The sequence below is a fragment of the Cognatiyoonia koreensis genome (genome assembly GCF_900109295.1).
Taxonomy (GTDB): Bacteria; Pseudomonadota; Alphaproteobacteria; order Rhodobacterales; family Rhodobacteraceae; genus Cognatiyoonia; species Cognatiyoonia koreensis.
Window position 1 is genome coordinate 35,575 of the sequence record NZ_FOIZ01000003.1, and the last position, 13,435, is coordinate 49,009.

Annotated in this window: 16 protein-coding genes; 12 read left to right on the top strand and 4 right to left on the bottom strand. The window is 57.3% G+C overall.

Annotation, left to right across the window (positions count from 1 at the left end; all coding sequences use genetic code 11):
- Nucleotides 1–26: 26 nt before the first annotated feature.
- The 3 genes from BMY44_RS17630 to BMY44_RS17640 all read right to left on the bottom strand — a co-directional run bounded on the left by BMY44_RS17630 (nt 27) and on the right by BMY44_RS17640 (nt 2,878).
- Entirely contained in the window at nt 27–1,058 is a 1,032-nt protein-coding gene (locus tag BMY44_RS17630; protein ID WP_089997285.1) for a TRAP transporter substrate-binding protein, read from the bottom strand.
- Nucleotides 1,059–1,083: 25 nt separating this feature from the next.
- Complete coding sequence (locus BMY44_RS17635) at nt 1,084–1,908, bottom strand: putative hydro-lyase (protein WP_089997286.1); 825 nt, start codon at nt 1,906–1,908, stop codon at nt 1,084–1,086.
- A 91-nt stretch (nt 1,909–1,999) separates the two neighbouring features.
- Nucleotides 2,000–2,878, bottom strand: coding sequence for a LysR family transcriptional regulator (locus BMY44_RS17640; protein WP_089997287.1), 879 nt, complete (start codon nt 2,876–2,878; stop codon nt 2,000–2,002).
- 335 nt (nt 2,879–3,213) lie between these two features.
- Between BMY44_RS17640 and BMY44_RS17645 the strand changes: the two genes are divergently transcribed.
- The 9 genes from BMY44_RS17645 (at nt 3,214) to rplQ (ending at nt 10,525) form a co-directional block, all read left to right on the top strand.
- The gene (locus BMY44_RS17645) at nt 3,214–3,522 is read left to right on the top strand and encodes a hypothetical protein (protein ID WP_089997288.1); all 309 of its coding nucleotides are present in this window, start codon (nt 3,214–3,216) and stop codon (nt 3,520–3,522) included.
- 226 nt (nt 3,523–3,748) lie between these two features.
- On the top strand, nt 3,749–4,960 hold the full coding sequence (locus tag BMY44_RS17650) for a threonine ammonia-lyase (protein ID WP_089997289.1): 1,212 nt from the start codon (nt 3,749–3,751) through the stop codon (nt 4,958–4,960).
- Nucleotides 4,961–5,094: 134 nt separating this feature from the next.
- Nucleotides 5,095–5,577 (top strand): 50S ribosomal protein L15, encoded by a 483-nt coding sequence (gene rplO / locus BMY44_RS17655; RefSeq protein WP_089997290.1) that lies wholly within the window; start codon nt 5,095–5,097, stop codon nt 5,575–5,577.
- Nucleotides 5,578–5,704: 127 nt separating this feature from the next.
- On the top strand, nt 5,705–7,042 hold the full coding sequence (gene secY / locus BMY44_RS17660) for a preprotein translocase subunit SecY (RefSeq protein ID WP_089997340.1): 1,338 nt from the start codon (nt 5,705–5,707) through the stop codon (nt 7,040–7,042).
- The gene (locus tag BMY44_RS17665) at nt 7,039–7,683 is read left to right on the top strand and encodes an adenylate kinase (protein WP_089997291.1); all 645 of its coding nucleotides are present in this window, start codon (nt 7,039–7,041) and stop codon (nt 7,681–7,683) included. The genes secY and BMY44_RS17665 overlap by 4 nt, the downstream gene beginning before the upstream one ends.
- 378 nt (nt 7,684–8,061) lie before the next feature.
- The gene (gene rpsM / locus BMY44_RS17670; protein WP_089997341.1) at nt 8,062–8,430 is read left to right on the top strand and encodes a 30S ribosomal protein S13; all 369 of its coding nucleotides are present in this window, start codon (nt 8,062–8,064) and stop codon (nt 8,428–8,430) included.
- Between the two features lie 12 nt (nt 8,431–8,442).
- Complete coding sequence (rpsK, locus tag BMY44_RS17675; RefSeq protein WP_089997292.1) at nt 8,443–8,835, top strand: 30S ribosomal protein S11; 393 nt, start codon at nt 8,443–8,445, stop codon at nt 8,833–8,835.
- A 111-nt stretch (nt 8,836–8,946) separates the two neighbouring features.
- Entirely contained in the window at nt 8,947–9,963 is a 1,017-nt protein-coding gene (locus BMY44_RS17680) for a DNA-directed RNA polymerase subunit alpha (RefSeq protein WP_089997342.1), read from the top strand.
- Between the two features lie 139 nt (nt 9,964–10,102).
- Complete coding sequence (gene rplQ / locus BMY44_RS17685; RefSeq protein ID WP_089997293.1) at nt 10,103–10,525, top strand: 50S ribosomal protein L17; 423 nt, start codon at nt 10,103–10,105, stop codon at nt 10,523–10,525.
- A 60-nt stretch (nt 10,526–10,585) separates the two neighbouring features.
- On the opposite strand, the gene BMY44_RS18260 is transcribed toward rplQ, so the two are convergent.
- Nucleotides 10,586–10,735 (bottom strand): hypothetical protein, encoded by a 150-nt coding sequence (locus BMY44_RS18260; RefSeq protein ID WP_165611880.1) that lies wholly within the window; start codon nt 10,733–10,735, stop codon nt 10,586–10,588.
- A gap of 69 nt (nt 10,736–10,804) precedes the next feature.
- Between BMY44_RS18260 and BMY44_RS17690 the strand changes: the two genes are divergently transcribed.
- The 3 genes from BMY44_RS17690 (at nt 10,805) to BMY44_RS17700 (ending at nt 13,411) form a co-directional block, all read left to right on the top strand.
- Nucleotides 10,805–11,416, top strand: coding sequence for an autoinducer binding domain-containing protein (locus tag BMY44_RS17690; RefSeq protein ID WP_089997294.1), 612 nt, complete (start codon nt 10,805–10,807; stop codon nt 11,414–11,416).
- 63 nt (nt 11,417–11,479) lie between these two features.
- Complete coding sequence (locus tag BMY44_RS17695; protein ID WP_089997295.1) at nt 11,480–12,070, top strand: acyl-homoserine-lactone synthase; 591 nt, start codon at nt 11,480–11,482, stop codon at nt 12,068–12,070.
- Between the two features lie 36 nt (nt 12,071–12,106).
- The gene (locus tag BMY44_RS17700; protein WP_089997296.1) at nt 12,107–13,411 is read left to right on the top strand and encodes a replication-associated recombination protein A; all 1,305 of its coding nucleotides are present in this window, start codon (nt 12,107–12,109) and stop codon (nt 13,409–13,411) included.
- Nucleotides 13,412–13,435: the final 24 nt, after the last annotated feature.

Here is a 13,435-nt window from a genome sequence, read left to right on the forward strand (position 1 = left end):
GTGGTACGTCCCCTGATCTTGGTCTCTTAATTGATCGTGACACCGACAACTTTGCCGACGCTGTCGTTCCAGCGTGCAGCCCAGTCACCGCCTGCGCGCTCTGCCCATTCAGGAAGCACTTCGCTGGTCAGGATGTCGCGGGCACGTTCAAAGTCTGCGTCACTGACTTCAACCAGCGTCATCGAACGTGCTTCGCCCGACGGGCATTCGCCGTTGCCGGTCAGACAGGCGATATCATTGACCAGCGCGTCCTGCGCACTTGCCCAAGCCGGGTCTTCAAAGCTTCTTTTGATCTCGCTTGTGATCAAATCCTGAGATTCCGCACTCAGCCCGTTCCACTTGTCCAGATTGATCGCCGTAACAACCGAATCCCAGCCACCAAGCGGTATCGGCAGCAAATGAGTGGACACTTCCCACCAACCAGCACTGTAGCCCGAACCGGCACCTGTCACGGCGCAATCCACGACACCGTTCTGCAATGCGCCCGGCACCTCGGCGAAAGAGACGTTGACGCCTTCTGCACCCAGCGCCTCAAGCAGTTTCGCTGTCATGCGGCCAGAGGCACGGACTTTGAGACCTTCAAGGTCGGCAAGATTCGTGATCTCGTGGTTACAAAAGACGACCTGCGGTGGATAGGGCGCAATGGCCAAAACATGCGAATTGAAGCGGTCGCGATAGATGTCTGCAACCATCGGGCGGGCCGCGTCGACCATGGCACGGGCTTCGTCAGCCGACAGCGCGATCAGCGGCACGTCCAGCCCTTCAAGCTCTGGCGCATCGGCAACCGCGTAATCCGCAACGGTCATGGCCACATCGTACACACCCTGTCCCAGCAGCGGATAAATGTCGCCCAGACCAAGGCTCATCTGGTTGTGCGTGGTCAGCTCGACGGTGATGTCGCCACCGGACGCCTCGGGAAGGGTCGTGCTCCAGAACGGCGCTTCGTAGTCGTTGTGCAGCGGCAGGCTGGACCAGCTGCCGACGACGGATAGGTTTTCAGCGAACGCCGGCGCGGCAAGCGCTGTGCTGGCGGCTAGGATGGCAAGTGTATGTTTCATGATAGTGATCTCCTTGTTGGTCGTTTTAGGTCTTTGTCAGAATTGTTGTTTCAGCGTCTTCCGCCACATCGCTGATCAGCATGTGACCGGGTGAATGGGTGATGCAGATCGGCAAGCCTGCATCCAGCAGGACGTTCTGGGGCGTGACACCACAGGCCCAATAGACAGGCACTTCACCGGATTTCATCTCGACCGGATCGCCCCAGTCCGGACGCGCCAGATCGGTGATCCCGATGTCTGCAGGATCGCCTGCCGCAATAGGGGCACCGTGGGCCTGCGGAAAACGGCGGCTGATCTCGCGGGCCTGTTCGACTTGCGCTTCGGGGATCGGTCGCATGGTCACGACCATCTGACCCCCAAACCGCCCCGCAGGGACCAGATCGATGTTGGTCCGGAACATCGGCACATTCAGTCCCGATTCCACATGCCGGACGGGAATACCGTTGCGCAAAAGCGCATTCTCGAATGTGAAGGAACAGCCAAGCGCGACTGTCACAAGATCGTCGGTCCAGACATCGGTGATATCCGTAACCTCTTCGCGCAGGGTGCCATTGCGAAACACCCGGTACTTGGGAACATCTGTCCGGATGTCGATATCACGGCCCAGCGTCGGCAGGGTAGGATCGCCGCTGTCTCCAACACCGACAATCGGACAGGGCTTGGGATTGCGCTGGCAAAAGCGCAGGAAATCTAGCGCGTATTTTTCGGGGAGGATCGCAAGATTGCACTGCAGCTTTCCGGCGGCAAGGCCTGCCGTATGACCCGTGTAGGATGCGGTCCGAATGGCCGCCCTGACTGCCTCTGCAGACGTGCCGACCAGATCGGAGTGCTGGATTTCTGTTGGCGTCATCTGGCCCCCCCAAACTATGGGAAAGCTTTGCACGAGCCACCGACTTCAATCAAATTATCAATTTAGATCAACTGTGATAGATTTCTTGAATTCACATTGGATGTGTCTTTGTCCAAGCCTCGGCCACCTCGCGAGCGATATCCGCACTGTTTTCAACAAGAAAACTGCGCGGTTCGGACAGGTAAGACGCCGTGAATGACAGGGGCTGCGGCCGGAAACCTGGATCAAATTCCACGATTTGACCGGCCTCCAGGAAATCATTGGCCAAGGCGCGAGGGTAAGGGCCGACGGCGATTCCCGCGGCGATCATCTTCAGACTCGCCGACAAGGACGCCGAGGAATAGACACGCAGCTTCGGCCCGATCCTGCGCGACAGTTCTGACATCAGCTCTCGGTAGGGGCGGGTCTTACTCGAATAGGAAATAACGGGTATCTTGCTCAGATCCGTCTGCGCGTTTTCAGTGGACCGATACCAGTGCAGATCAAATGACGGCAGAACGACGTTCTCGACCGTAAACTCGGACACAGGCCCCATCAAAAGCGCCAGATCAAGTTTGCGTTCCAGCAACTCTGCGCGCAGGTTCAGCGAGATATCGACAGTCAGATCTACATTCACGCGGGGATATTGCGCGCTGAACGCCATAAGAAAATCCGGCAACCATGCTTGCGCGATCGTCTCAGAGGCCCCAACGCGAAAGAGCCCTTCTGCTTCTGACGGGTTTGCGACGCGCTGCTTGATCTCTTCTTCCACAAACAGCATCTGCTCTGCATATGACAGCAAGAGCGTGCCGTGTTTGGTCAGGACCAGTTCGCCCGGCCCACGCGCAAACAGCGACACGCGCAACTCCTGTTCCAGATTGGCGATCCGGGTCGACACGGCCGGCTGCGAAAGATTAAGCCGGTCAGCTGCCTTGCGAAATCCACCAAGCCGCGCGACCCAGAGGAAGGTTTTGATCTGATCGAATGTCATTCATTATTCATAATCTGGATCAGGCGGGCCGAAAACCTATCAATATACTTGTCGTGCGAGAGGGATCGGAACATGGGTGCGCAAAACCGATGAATTGGGTGCCCCGCGCGTCCTGGTCATGGCCAGATTTTTATGGCCCCGCCAAGCGGAGCAACGCCGGATTTGCCGCTGGGGATGGGGCGAAGGACGTGGTCTTCTGGGCTTGGGTCGTTGGGGCGGCCAGCGCCCCCCTTGTCGGGTGAAACGCCTCGCAATTGAATTCACGATACCGCCAAATTCTGACCAAGATTTTTCTGTATTCTTTGCACCGTGATAACGCAGCAGAGAGATACAAAATGATCAAAGCATTCCTGACCGGCCTTTCCGGATTCGTCCTTATTGTCGGTGTGCTGACACTCGGGGCAGGGACCGAAGACCTGATCGAGGAGTTCGACACCGTTCTTGCGATCAAGCTCGGGATTGGGTCGCTTTTGACCGGTGCTGCGGCGCTGTATCTGACGCTCGCCTACAGGCCGTCCGCAAGGCGGGCGAAACTGACAGAGCTTGAAGGCTTCAAGGATGCCGTTATCGAACACCGTCTGTCAAAAGTCGTCATCCCACCCTATGACCCCGACGCAGAGCACCATCCTACGCCGCGAAGCTGATCTGCGGCCGCCCTGTCAATCTGCGTTCCCCTTTCATGCCCCGCAAGCGTAACCCGCCCACGGCGCGAAAACCTGTGCACGCGCGGTGCACGCGCTGTGCACGCCGATCACAACCCTAAAAACCCAGCAGTAACTGGCGTTAACTGAAGATTCGCGCCACAGGCCAGATCGGCTGTGCACAGCCTTACGCTTGACAACGCACCGGCACACCGCAACTCATGGCCTCATGATACTGACCCTCGCCACCATCCAGCAAACGCATGACAAGATACGCCATGCAACGATGCTGACGCCGACGGTCTACGCAGCGCGGCTGTCAAAGCAGCTTGGGATCGACCTTTACCTAAAGCTTGAAAATCTCCAGCATACCAATGCCTTCAAGGCGCGTGGGGCACTTGCAAAACTGCTGACCCTGACCGAAGCGGAACGCGCGGCCGGTGTCATCGCCTGCAGCGCGGGCAATCACGCACAAGGTGTCGCCTATCACGCCGAACGCCTTGGAATCAAAGCCACAATCGTCATGCCCGAAGGCACGCCGTTCAACAAGATCAAGCGGACAGAAGACTTTGGTGCCCATGTCGTCCTGCATGGCAAAGGCTTTGATGACGGCGTGCAGTTTACCCACGACATGGCCGCCGATCAGGGGCTGACGATCATCCATCCGTTCGACGATCCCGTCGTCGCGGCAGGGCAGGGGACCGTTGCGATCGAGATGCTGGAACAGCAGCCCGACCTTGATGTGATTGTCGTGCCCATCGGTGGTGGTGGTCTGATAGCAGGCATGTCCGTGGCCGCGAAAGCCATCAAGCCATGCGTCGTCGTGATCGGCGCGCAGGCCGAGACCTTTGATGCGGTCAAAGCGGCCGTCGAAGGCCACGCGCCGCACTTCGGCGGGCCGACTTTGGCCGAGGGCATCGCGGTCAAGGCCCCGTCAAAAGCCAACATAGAGATCGTAAAAGCGCATGTAGATCAGATACATACCGCATCCGAGGCAGAGATCGAGGATGCTGTGTTCGATCTGCTTTCAAGCGAGAAACTGGTCGTGGAAGGTGCCCCCGGCGCGGGGCTGGCGGTCATCAAGAACAATCTTGCCGCGCTAAAAGGGAAGAAGGTCGGGCTTGTGATTTGTGGTGGCAACATCGACTCGCGCTTGCTGTCAACGCTGATCCTTCGTGGCCTTGTCCGAGACGGGCGCATCACCCGTTTGACGTTTGAAATTGACGATACGCCAGGGCAGCTATCGACCATCAGCCGGATCATCGGCGACGCCGGTGCCAATGTCGTCGAGGTAATCCACCAGCGGATGATGCAGACCGTTGCCTTGAAGCAGGCGGAACTGGAAGTCGTGATCGAAGCGCGCGATGTCGCGCATACAAAGGACATCGTCGGCAAGTTGCGGGCCGAAGGTTTCCGTGTACGCACGGATAACGGACTCTAGACCGATCGTTTCTTGACGCACCATTTCCCCCCGTCTATACGCCGCTGGTCGGTGCCTGCATCGATTCATATTTGAAACGCCGTGTGCTGCGTTCCCGTCGCTGGGTGCAGTTCTCCGGCAAAGGAGATAGCGACATGAAACTGAATGAACTTCACGACAATCCCGGTGCGACCAAGCCAAGAAAACGCGTTGGCCGTGGTCCCGGTTCCGGCACCGGTAAAATGGGTGGCCGTGGTATCAAAGGTCAGAAATCACGCTCCGGTGTGGCCATCAACGGCTACGAGGGCGGCCAGATGCCAATCTACCAGCGTCTGCCAAAGCGCGGCTTCAACAAGCCGAACCGCAAGACATTCGCAGTCATCAACCTTGGCCTGATCCAGAAATTCATCGATGCCAAGAAACTGGACGCCAAGAAAGACATCACCGAAGAGGCACTTGTCGCATCCGGTGCGCTGCGTCGCGTCAAGGACGGTGTCCGCGTTCTGGCCAAAGGTGAGCTGACATCCAAGGTGAACCTGACAGTGACCGGCGCATCTGCCGGTGCGATCGCCGCAGTCGAAAAGGCTGGCGGGTCATTGACTGTCACTGCCCCAAAGGCAGACGCCGCGGCTGAGTAAGACCTTGTGAGCGGCCAAGTGGTCGCTTACATAACTCCAAGTTTTCCCAAACGCCGCGATCGGGGAACCGAGACGCGGCGTTTTTTATCAGAAGAGATAGGCACGCATGGCATCCGCAGCAGAGCAAATGGCCGCAAACATGAGTTGGGGCGCGTTTGGCAAAGCCACTGAGCTTCGCCAGCGCATCTGGTTCACGATCGGCCTTCTGATCGTTTATCGTCTTGGCACGTATATCCCCGTGCCGGGGATCGACACAGAACAATTGCGTCTGTTCATGGAAGATGCCGCTGCGGGTATTGGTGGCATCCTGTCAATGTTCACTGGTGGTGCCTTGTCCCGTATGGGCATTTTTGCCCTTGGGATCATGCCTTATATCTCGGCTTCGATCATCGTGCAGCTTCTTGGTGCCATGTGGGAGCCGCTGAAACAGCTCAAGAAAGAGGGCGAACAGGGCCGGCGCAAGCTGAACCAATACACCCGCTATGGCACAGTCGCCCTGGCCACGGCGCAGGCCTACGGTCTGGCCGCGAGCCTTGCGGCGGGCGGTCTGGCGACCAACCCTGATGCCTTTTTCTTTGCGTCCTGCATCATCACCATCGTCGGTGGCACCATGTTCCTGATGTGGCTGGGCGAGCAGATCACCGCACGTGGCATCGGCAACGGTATCTCATTGATCATCTTTGTCGGCATCATCGCTGAAATCCCCGCCGCCCTTGCCGGGTTCCTGTCACAGGGCCGGTCCGGCGCGATCAGCCCGGCGCTGATTGTCGGTGTGATCGTCATGGTCATTGCTGTCTTGACCTTCGTCGTCTTCATGGAACGCTCTTTGCGGAAGGTTCACATCCAGTACCCACGCCAGCAGCGCGGCATGAAGGTCTATGACGGATCATCGAGCCACCTGCCGATCAAGGTAAACCCAGCCGGTGTTATTCCTGCGATCTTTGCGTCGGCCCTGTTGTTGCTGCCGACGACGATCAGCACGTTCAGTGGCGGATCGACCAGCCCGTTCATGTCGGCCTTGCTAGCGTACTTTGGCCCCGGTCAGCCGCTTTACCTGATCTTCTTTGCGGCCATGATTATCTTTTTCACGTATTTCTACACCAAGGAAGTGGCGTTCAAGACGGACGAGGTTGCTGAAAACCTCAAGAACCAGAACGGTTTTGTCCCCGGCATCCGCCCTGGCAAGAAGACGGCTGAATACCTTGATTATGTGGTGACACGCATTCTGGTCCTGGGGTCTGGCTATCTTGCGCTTGTCGCCCTGTTGCCGGAAATCGTTCGTGCGCAGGCCGGTATTCCCTTTTATTTCGGCGGAACATCCGTTCTGATTATTGTGTCGGTTGGTATGGATACGATCCAGCAAATCCAGTCGCACCTTCTGGCCCATCAATATGAAGGCCTGATTGAAAAGTCGCAGCTGCGTGGCAAGCGTGGCGGCAAGAAGAAAGGGCCCGCGCGTCGATGAACATTATTCTGCTGGGACCGCCGGGGGCGGGTAAAGGAACGCAAGCACGCAAGCTGGTCGACGAACGCGACATGGTACAGCTGTCCACGGGTGATATGCTGCGGGCTGCCCGCACGTCCGGGACCGAGATGGGCAAGAAAGTTGCCGCCGTCATGGACGCTGGCAAGCTGGTCACCGACGAGATCGTCATCGGCCTGATCCGCGAACAGCTTGAAGATACCTCTCATGCAGGTGGTTTCATCTTCGACGGTTTCCCGCGCACGCTTGCACAGGCCGATGCGCTGGGAGCCCTGCTGGATGATATGGGTCACAACCTTGATCGCGTGATCGAGATGCAGGTCGATGATGATGCGCTGGTCGCACGGATCACTGCCCGTTCCACCTGTGGTAGCTGCGGTGAGGTTTACAACGACCACACCAAGCCGATCCCGGCGGACGGCAAATGCACCAACTGCGGTGCATCCGATTTCCAGCGCCGTGCCGATGACAACGAGGAAAGCCTCAAGACCCGTCTTTTGGCCTATTACAAACAGACATCGCCACTGATCGGGTACTACTATGCCAAGGGTGATCTGAAGTCTGTGGACGGCCTGGCCAGCATGGATGACGTTGCGAGCAGCATTGCGAAAGCATTGGCTTAGGACGTGATCCGCGTCTTGGGTTTTGGGGGCGGTTTTCTGATCGCGTCGATCATTTAGGCCTTCGGTTTTTTCGTCTGTTCTGTTCACGAAGCGGGCTTTGCGCAGGAGGTCTGCCACCCCAATTCCGACCCCAGCGAATTGTACATCGAGGATGCCGCGGATCGGGAACTTGTGTGCAGTTATCTGAGGCGTTGAACAGAGGGTTGACCCCCCAACGAAACACTCCTAAAAGCCACCATCCCGCAAGGGAATCGCACGGGGTCGCGCCCCGATTGAATACCTCGATATGACTTGAGCCCGGCATCCGAAACGGTCCGGGCTCACGTTGTGAAAAAAGGGTCTGGAATGACGGACCCGCAACGAAAAGGATATAGCACCTTGGCACGTATTGCTGGCGTGAACATTCCCACAGGGAAGCGAGTTCCAATCGCCCTCACCTACATCACCGGAATTGGCAACGCCAAAGCCGAAGAGATTTGCGACGCTGTCGGCATCGACCGCAGCCGTCGCGTGAACGACCTGTCTGACGCGGAAGTGTTGAAGGTTCGTGAATATATCGACGAAAACCTGACTGTCGAAGGCGACCTGCGCCGCGAAGTCCAGATGAACGTCAAGCGTCTGATGGACCTTGGTTGCTACCGTGGCCTGCGCCACCGTCGTAACCTGCCTGTACGCGGTCAGCGGACATCCACAAACGCACGTACCCGCAAAGGCCCTGCAAAGGCCATTGCCGGCAAAAAGAAATAAGGAGGCACCATCATGGCTCGTGATACACGTCGTGGGGGCAAGAAAAAGGTCTCCAAGAACATCGCTGCCGGGGTTGCACACGTCAATTCCAGCTTCAACAACACAAAGATCCTGATCTCGGACGTGCAGGGCAATGCGATCGCTTGGTCGTCTGCTGGCACAATGGGCTTCAAGGGATCGCGTAAGTCCACACCTTATGCAGCACAGATGGCTGCCGAAGATGCGGGCAAGAAAGCACAGGAACACGGCGTCAAGACGCTGGAAGTCGAAGTGCAGGGTCCGGGTTCCGGTCGTGAGTCCGCGCTGCGTGCGCTGGCTGCTGTCGGGTTCAACATCACATCGATCCGTGACGTGACCCCAATGGCCCACAACGGCTGCCGCCCACCAAAGCGCCGCCGCGTCTAATTTACCAAACGTTTTGGGGACCGTGCCTTTGCGCGCGGCCCCCTTCCGTCATTTTGAAACCTCGGGCGTTTGCCTTTTGGACATGAAAGGCAGACAGGAATGGAGGGACACATGATCCACAAGAACTGGGCTGAGTTAATCAAGCCAACGCAATTGGAAGTCAAACCGGGCAACGATCCGCTGCGGAGCGCAACAGTCGTTGCCGAACCGCTGGAGCGTGGCTTTGGTCTGACACTCGGCAACGCGCTGCGCCGTATTCTGATGTCGTCTTTGCAGGGTGCTGCAATTACGGCTGTTCAGATCGACAATGTGCTGCACGAGTTTTCGTCCGTCGCCGGTGTACGTGAAGACGTTACCGACATCGTGCTGAACCTCAAGGGTGTCGCGATCCGCATGGAAGTCGAAGGGCCAAAGCGTCTTTCCGTTCAGGCCAAAGGCCCGGGCGTTGTCACTGCTGGTGACATCTCGGAAACTGCTGGGATCGAGATCCTGAACAAGGACCACGTCATCTGTCACCTTGACGATGGCGCTGACCTTTACATGGAACTGACCGTCAACACCGGTAAGGGCTATGTATCCGCAGACAAGAACAAGCCAGAAGACGCGCCCATCGGCATGATGTCGATTGATGCGATCTATTCACCTGTGAAGAAAGTCTCTTACGACGTTCAGCCCACACGTGAAGGTCAGGTTCTGGACTATGACAAGCTGACCATGAAGGTCGAAACAGACGGTTCCATCACGCCGGATGATGCCGTGGCCTATGCCGCCCGCATCCTTCAGGACCAGCTGTCGATCTTCGTCAACTTCGACGAACCAGAGTCCGCTCAGCAAGGTTCCGACGACGACGGTCTGGAATTCAATCCGCTTCTGCTCAAGAAAGTGGACGAGCTGGAACTGTCTGTCCGTTCGGCAAACTGCCTCAAGAACGACAACATCGTCTATATCGGTGACCTGATCCAGAAGACCGAAGCCGAAATGCTGCGCACGCCGAACTTTGGCCGCAAGTCCCTGAACGAGATCAAGGAAGTGTTGTCGGGCATGGGTCTGCACCTTGGCATGGACGTCGAGGACTGGCCGCCGGACAACATCGAGGATCTGGCGAAGAAGTTCGAAGACGCCTTTTAAGATTTCGGGGTGGGCCGCACAGGCCCATCCCGCAAAAATGCCGGCAATGGCCGGGAACATCCGGGCAATTCTGCTCCAATAATACGGCTGGCACGCATCAGACCGTTGCACAAAGTATAAAGCACTAGGAGACACTCAAATGCGTCACGCACGTGGTTACCGCCGCCTCAACCGCACACATGAGCACCGTAAGGCGCTGTTTGCGAACATGGCAGGCTCGCTCATCGAACATGAGCAGATCAAGACAACATTGCCGAAGGCAAAAGAACTCAAGCGCGTTATCGAAAAGCTGATCACGTTGGGCAAGCGCGGCGATCTGCACGCCCGCCGTCAAGCTGCAAGCCGTCTTAAGCAAGACATGCACGTTGCAAAGCTGTTCGACGTTCTGGGACCACGCTATGCCGAACGTCAGGGCGGTTACGTCCGCGTGATGAAGGCTGGCTTTCGTTATGGCGACATGGCGCCGATGGCGATCATCGAATTCGTTGACCGTGATACGGATGCCAAAGGCGCAGCCGATCGCGCACGCCTTGAAGCAGAAGAAGTTTCCGTAGAGGAATAGAAATCGAATTGACTTTGCGTCAATTAAGGACCCCGCTTTCGAGCGGGGTTTTTACTTTTTCTAATCTTCGTTTTCTGAATCTTCAATTTCGTCAATTTCTTCAGAAAACTTCTGTAAACTAGCGTCAGATTTTCCAAGGAATTCAAAGATGCGGCGGGCATCTTTTACCGACAACCCTTTCAGGTTTTCGGGGAAGTTCTTTTTCGGCATCGGCGTGTCTCCACTCATGCGAATACGATTTACGGTTGACTGATTTCTGCACAACTTGTCTAAAAGGACATGTCTTTGCAGTCTGGTATTGATCACTACACATCGCGCCTTTCGGATATGGCGCCCGGCGGATTCTTTTTTGCCCTGCATATCCGGTTCGCGATGCCATTGCTGCATCACCAGACATATCCCAAAGGCTGGACGGACTTATATACAGAGGAGGCATATGCGCTCCGTGATCCGATCATCGCCTGGGGGCTAAGCCAGATCGGAACACAGCGTTGGAGTGAGATCGATATTCCGGACCCTTTCGGAATTTTGGACCAAGCGCGGGAATTTGGTATGCATTTTGGTTTCGCAGTGTCTTGTGGACCGATGAGCTCGCGCACGATCGCATCTGCTGCTCGCGCAGATCGAGAGTTTACTGACGCTGAGATGGAGGCTTTTGCAAAGCTCATTTGCCAACTCCATAATATCACTGAGCCACCGGAATCCTTAACGGATGCTCAAATCGAGGCCCTTCGCTGTATTGCTGAGGGAGATCGTCACGCTGCTGCTGCTGCGCGGTTGAATATTTCCGAGAGTGCCCTGAAAGCGCGACTCTCATCTGCCAGGGCAAGTCTGCTTGCCCGCACCACGGCGGAGGCCATTCAACGTGCACGGGATTATCGTCTGCTCTGACAGTCTCTCGGGAATATGCCGGAAGGGTTAACGAAACCTAAAATTCCTGCACCGGAGACACACATGCAAGGTACTACGCTGTCATTCGCAAATCTGCACAACCATGGGGAGTTGTTTGCGAATATTCTGCGCGCTCGGCGCGAGTCATTTATCGTCAGGAACCAATGGGATTTGCCCGAGACGATGGGGATGGAATACGACCAGTATGACACCCCGCAATCCCGCTGGCTGGCCGTCCACGACGACGATGGACGCGTTCTGGCCGGAGTTCGCCTGACCCCGACCACCGCACGCTGCGGCATCTATAGCTATATGATTCGGGATGCGCAGAACGGCTTGCTCGACTCCATTCCTACTGATCTCTTGTACGAGGAAGCCCCCGTGCAGGAAGGCACCTGGGAGGTCACACGCGGTTTCGTTGCGGCCGGTATTCCTGCAAATATCCGTCACAAGGTCCGGATGCGCCTGGTCATGCAGATGCTGCGCACGTCGCGTGAAGAGGGCATTCGCACCATGCTTGCGCTGCTTCCGTCGAATTGGGATCGCTGGGCCGCCCGCTGCAAACTTGATATGCGTGCTGCCGGTCGCAACATGAATATGGGTGGCATCGACTATCAGGCCGTGTGGATTGATTTCTCGACGCAACTGCACTGACTTCCATCGCGCTGGCGGGCAGCATAGGTTGCCCGCATGGCTGATTTGTTCGACACCTCTGCGACGCCCGCATCCACGGGGCCCCGACCGCTGGCAGACCGGTTGCGGCCCAAGACGCTGGCAGAGGTCATCGGGCAGGAACAGGTGCTTGGTCCGGAAGCGCCATTGGGGACGATGCTGGCCGCCGGGTCATTGTCGTCCCTGATCTTTTGGGGCCCGCCCGGCGTCGGCAAGACCACGATCGCCCGTTTGCTGGCCGACGAGACCGATCTGCATTTCGTTCAGATTTCCGCTATTTTCACGGGTGTTCCCGAACTGCGCAAAGTCTTTGAGGCCGCCAAGATGCGTCGCCAGAACGGCAAGGGCACCCTGTTGTTCGTCGATGAGATCCACCGTTTCAACAAGGCCCAGCAGGATGGTTTCCTGCCGCATATGGAGGATGGCACCATTCTGCTTGTCGGGGCCACCACCGAGAACCCCAGTTTCGAACTGAACGCCGCTGTTCTGAGCCGGTCGCAGGTTCTGGTTTTGCAGCGTCTGTCGCTTGCCGATCTGGAACGCTTGGCACAGCGGGCCGAGAAAGAGTTGGGCAAGGCCTTGCCGCTGGATGGCCCCGCCCGCGAAGCCCTGCTGGAGATGGCCGATGGTGATGGCCGTGCTTTGCTGAACCTGATCGAGCAGGTTGCTGCCTGGTCCGGTGACAAGGTCGGAGTGGACCAGCTTGCATCCCGCCTGATGAAGCGTGCTGTCAAATACGACAAGGGCGGCGAGGAACATTACAACCTGATTTCCGCCTTGCACAAATCGGTGCGGGGGTCGGACCCGGATGCCGCCCTTTACTGGTTCGCGCGCATGCTGGCTGGCGGTGAAGACCCACGCTTTCTCGCCCGCCGCATCACCCGCATGGCGGTCGAGGATATTGGTCTGGCCGACCCGCAGGCACAGGCCGTCTGCCTTCAAAGCTGGGAAACCTATGAACGGCTTGGATCGCCCGAAGGCGAGCTGGCTTTGGCGCAGGCGGTGACCTATCTTGCGCTCGCCCCGAAATCGAATGCCACCTATGTCGCCTACAAGGCTGCCGTCAAAGCCGCAAAGCAAACCGGATCAGAACCGCCGCCCAAGCATATCCTGAATGCACCGACGTCCTTGATGAAGGATCAGGGATATGGGGCCGACTATGCCTATGACCATGACGCGGAAGACGGGTTCAGCGGGCAGAACTACTTTCCCGACGAGATGAAGCGCGGTGTCTATTATATGCCTGTCGATCGTGGGTTTGAACGCGAATTGAAGAAGCGCGTCGACTACTTTGCAAAGCTGCGAACCAAGCGGAACAATTGACAAGACCGGCGCAAGAGGCCAAGG

Coding starts and splice junctions, on each gene's coding strand:
- BMY44_RS17650 (WP_089997289.1), top strand. CDS start 3,749: ATGATACTGACCCTCGCCACCATCCAGCAAACGCATGACAAGATACGC.
- BMY44_RS17665 (WP_089997291.1), top strand. CDS start 7,039: ATGAACATTATTCTGCTGGGACCGCCGGGGGCGGGTAAAGGAACGCAA.
- rplQ (WP_089997293.1), top strand. CDS start 10,103: ATGCGTCACGCACGTGGTTACCGCCGCCTCAACCGCACACATGAGCAC.
- rpsK (WP_089997292.1), top strand. CDS start 8,443: ATGGCTCGTGATACACGTCGTGGGGGCAAGAAAAAGGTCTCCAAGAAC.
- BMY44_RS17640 (WP_089997287.1), bottom strand. CDS start 2,878: ATGACATTCGATCAGATCAAAACCTTCCTCTGGGTCGCGCGGCTTGGT.
- BMY44_RS17700 (WP_089997296.1), top strand. CDS start 12,107: ATGGCTGATTTGTTCGACACCTCTGCGACGCCCGCATCCACGGGGCCC.
- BMY44_RS17645 (WP_089997288.1), top strand. CDS start 3,214: ATGATCAAAGCATTCCTGACCGGCCTTTCCGGATTCGTCCTTATTGTC.
- rplO (WP_089997290.1), top strand. CDS start 5,095: ATGAAACTGAATGAACTTCACGACAATCCCGGTGCGACCAAGCCAAGA.
- BMY44_RS18260 (WP_165611880.1), bottom strand. CDS start 10,735: ATGCCGAAAAAGAACTTCCCCGAAAACCTGAAAGGGTTGTCGGTAAAA.
- BMY44_RS17630 (WP_089997285.1), bottom strand. CDS start 1,058: ATGAAACATACACTTGCCATCCTAGCCGCCAGCACAGCGCTTGCCGCG.
- secY (WP_089997340.1), top strand. CDS start 5,705: ATGGCCGCAAACATGAGTTGGGGCGCGTTTGGCAAAGCCACTGAGCTT.
- BMY44_RS17695 (WP_089997295.1), top strand. CDS start 11,480: ATGCAAGGTACTACGCTGTCATTCGCAAATCTGCACAACCATGGGGAG.
- BMY44_RS17635 (WP_089997286.1), bottom strand. CDS start 1,908: ATGACGCCAACAGAAATCCAGCACTCCGATCTGGTCGGCACGTCTGCA.
- BMY44_RS17690 (WP_089997294.1), top strand. CDS start 10,805: ATGTCTTTGCAGTCTGGTATTGATCACTACACATCGCGCCTTTCGGAT.
- BMY44_RS17680 (WP_089997342.1), top strand. CDS start 8,947: ATGATCCACAAGAACTGGGCTGAGTTAATCAAGCCAACGCAATTGGAA.